Annotated in this window: 2 protein-coding genes and 1 pseudogene; 1 reads left to right on the plus strand and 2 read right to left on the minus strand. The window is 75.4% G+C overall.

What is annotated here, in order from left to right:
* Positions 1-1,030 (minus strand): annotated as a pseudogene (locus CCN33_RS01470) (SUKH-4 family immunity protein); the annotation flags it as partial.
* 10 nt (positions 1,031-1,040) lie between these two features.
* Complete coding sequence (locus CCN33_RS01475) at positions 1,041-2,042, minus strand: SMI1/KNR4 family protein (protein WP_086690237.1); 1,002 nt, start codon at positions 2,040-2,042, stop codon at positions 1,041-1,043.
* Between the two features lie 333 nt (positions 2,043-2,375).
* On the opposite strand from CCN33_RS01475, the gene CCN33_RS01480 reads away from it, so the two are divergent.
* Positions 2,376-2,891 carry a YwqJ-related putative deaminase gene (locus CCN33_RS01480; protein WP_086690239.1) on the plus strand — a complete coding sequence of 172 codons (516 nt, stop codon included), beginning with the start codon at positions 2,376-2,378 and terminating at the stop codon, positions 2,889-2,891.
* The last annotated feature ends 102 nt before the right edge of the window (positions 2,892-2,993 follow it).

The raw sequence follows: 2,993 nt of genomic DNA on the forward strand, positions 1-2,993 counted from the left end.
GTGCCGGGGCGTTCGGCGGCTGCGGTGCCCCCTCCGGCCCGGAGGGGCTGTCGAGCGAGGACACCAGCTGCGTCGGCACGTACCCCTCGGCGGCCCCGCCCGGCTGCGCGCCCGGAGTGCCGGGGGCGCCCGGCGGGTGCGGAAGGGCACCCGGACCGCCGCGCGGCTTGCGGGGCGGCGGGGCGGCCTTGCTGGTGGCGGCGTCGGCGATGTCCCCGGCGTGCGGCGGCAGCGGCCGGGCCGGAGCCGGAGGCGTACCGGTGCCCTGGGCGGGCGTCCCGGCGTCGTCCACCGCGGGCGCCACCGCCGTCGGCGGGAGCTGGCTGCCGCCCGACATCAGGGCCGTCTTGGCGTCCGGCGCGGCGGCGGGCGGAGACGGGGTGCCGTCGTGCACCGGCGGCGCGAACACCGTCGCGGGCAGCGGCACCGAACGGTCCTCGCCGTCGCCGTTGGTGTCCGTGCCGGCCCACGGGGTGTCGCCGTCCCTGTGCTCCTCCGCCTCGCCCTTGGCGGCGGGCCAGGCGGCCCCGCTGTCCGGGGCGGCGACGGGCATGCCGGCCTGCGTCCGGGCCGGCCCGGCGGAAGAACCCTGAGCCGGGACGGAGGGCGCACCCTGACCGGACCCCGGGTCGGAACCCGCACGCCGGTCCGGGATGCCCAGCTTGTCCGCCGCTTCCTGCAGCCACTCCGGCGGACTCAGCAGGAACGACGTCTGGTTGAGGTCCACCCGCGCGGCGGGCGGCACCGGCACCGCGTCCTCGACGTCGTCGGGGCGGCCGTACAGCTCCTCGTACCGGCGGACGACCTCGCCCACCGGCAGCGCGGGCCACAGCGTGGCCTCGCCGCTGTCCCGCGCGATGACCAGCCGCTGGCCGCCCGCGTCGGAACGCGGGCCGTCGGCACGGTCCTCGCCCCACACCACGAACCCGAGGTCGAACTCCCGCACCCGCACCTCCCGGTGCTGGTACGCCGGGACGTCCCCGTTGATCCACTCCTCGCCGCGCTCCTGCGCGCGCGCAAACGTCACCATGACCCGGACCTCACTCCCCCGCCGGCGCCGACGCCGCGGACACCGGGACGGCGTGCGCGAAGCCGCCGTCCACCATCAGACTCGCCACCGTGTCCAGCTCCGGCGGATCACCGGCCAACCGGGACAGGAACGCGTCGAAGTCGTCCCCGCAGGGCAGCAGCAGCCGCTCCACGCGCTCCGCCGCCGACCACGACGGGTCGGTGTCCCGTACGTCGTCGTACGCGCAGAACCACACCGAACCGGCCCGCTCGCCCTTCACCTTCACCGCGAGCAGACCGCCCTGGACGAACGCGACGCCCAGGTAGTCCTTGGTCAGGTGGTCGCGCAGGCACTTGTTCACGTACACCAGGTCGTTGACCGCCGCCTCGTCGCGGACCGTGAAGAACGGCTGGTCCAGCAGCAGGCCCAGTTCGGCGTCGAGCGCGGCACCCACCGGGGCGCAGCCGCCGGCCGCCTTCAGGAACGACCGGTAGGCGCCGGGCAGCCGGTAGCCGAGGTCCTCCTCCACGCCCTGCACCTGCGACTCCGTCACCGCTGTCCCGGACTTGGGGAGCGCGAAGTGCGCCGGACGCGTCTCGTTCAGCGGGCGGGTGCCGCGCTTGGCGTGGTCCACCGCCGCCGTCGCCACCCCGCCGTGGTGCCGCAGCAGCGCCTTCACCTCGACCGGGATCAGCTCGAGCCGCCGGGAGTTCGCCACGTGGTGCCACGTCCAGCCGTGCGGCGTCGCCACCTCCGGCACCGTGTCCCACAGCTCGTGCCCCGACGCCGCGAGCACCGCGTTCGCCGACACGTAGTCCGTGAGCCGCAGTTCGTCGACGCCGAACCCCTGCGGGGGCTCCGCGATCTCGGCCGCCGCGCGCGCGTACGGCGCGAAGTCGGGATGACCGTGCTCGTCGATCCGCACCCCGCGCGGATGGCGGGCCGCCCGCACCGGGTCCGGGAAGTGCACGACCTGCCCGGCATAGGCCGCGTTCGGCGGCGCGGCTTCCTGCCCGAGCCGACCTGTCGTCATGGCGGTTGCCCCCTGCGGCACTCTGTACGAGCCAAGACGCCCCGACCCGTATCCGACTGTCTTCAACGTCACCGACGCCCTTGCCCGCGCCCCGGCGCGGTGCCGACAGCCTATGCGGTACACGTGTGCCGGTCACCGGCCCACCGGACCCCGGCCCTCCGCCCCGCCCTCTCGAACACCCCCGCGAGAGCCCGTCAGTTGTGTGACCAACCGTCACCGCACGTGACGACGGAGTCCCGCCCCAGCGTGTCGCACCGCCCCAGCTTCCGCAGCCGCCACGGCATTTGGCACTCTGTGTCCTCCGGGCGAGGGCCCAGGGGAGGGAAGACGACCATGAACACGATGCCGACCGGAGGTACCGACGTGCGGGCCGGCGACCCCCGCATCGGCTGGAGCGACAGCACCGAACCTCCCGCCCCCGCCCTGCTGCACCGCCGCGACGGCATCCTGCCCGCCGTCGCCGCCGCCCTCTCCGTACGCGGCGCCACCCTCACCGGCACCGCCGCCCGCGGCGACCAGCCGGCCCCCCTGCACCACCTCGTGCAGGACTTCCTCGACACCCTCACCAGCGGCCAGCGCGACCGCTTCACCGGACGGTGTGCCGAGACGATCCTCATCTCCCGGCACCTCACCGCGGCCGACGCCACCCGCAGCAGACGCTCCGCCCGCCGCCCCATGACCAACGGCGAGGCCCGCAAGTCCCTGAAGCACGCCAAGCTCACCGCCCGCCGCATACGCGAGGACGGCGACCCGCTGCACGGCTCCTTCGCCACCCCCTGCCGGGCCTGCGCCGCCCTCAGCGCCCACTTCGGCGTCCGCATCGTCGACCCGGCCGGCACCGGCGACTGAACCCGCCCCCGCCGGGCCACGTACTCACCAGCACGACGACCGATTTCGATAGGGCAGATGCACCCCGACCGCACCTCATCCCCCCGGCCCACCGCACCCCAC

This window comes from Streptomyces recifensis, from assembly GCF_002154615.1.
Classification (GTDB): Bacteria; Actinomycetota; Actinomycetes; order Streptomycetales; family Streptomycetaceae; genus Streptomyces; species Streptomyces griseoluteus.

Bases quoted from the DNA above. Each gene is read 5' to 3' on its own strand.
- CCN33_RS01475 (WP_086690237.1), bottom strand. From the start codon at position 2,042: ATGACGACAGGTCGGCTCGGGCAGGAAGCCGCGCCGCCGAACGCGGCC.
- CCN33_RS01480 (WP_086690239.1), top strand. From the start codon at position 2,376: ATGAACACGATGCCGACCGGAGGTACCGACGTGCGGGCCGGCGACCCC.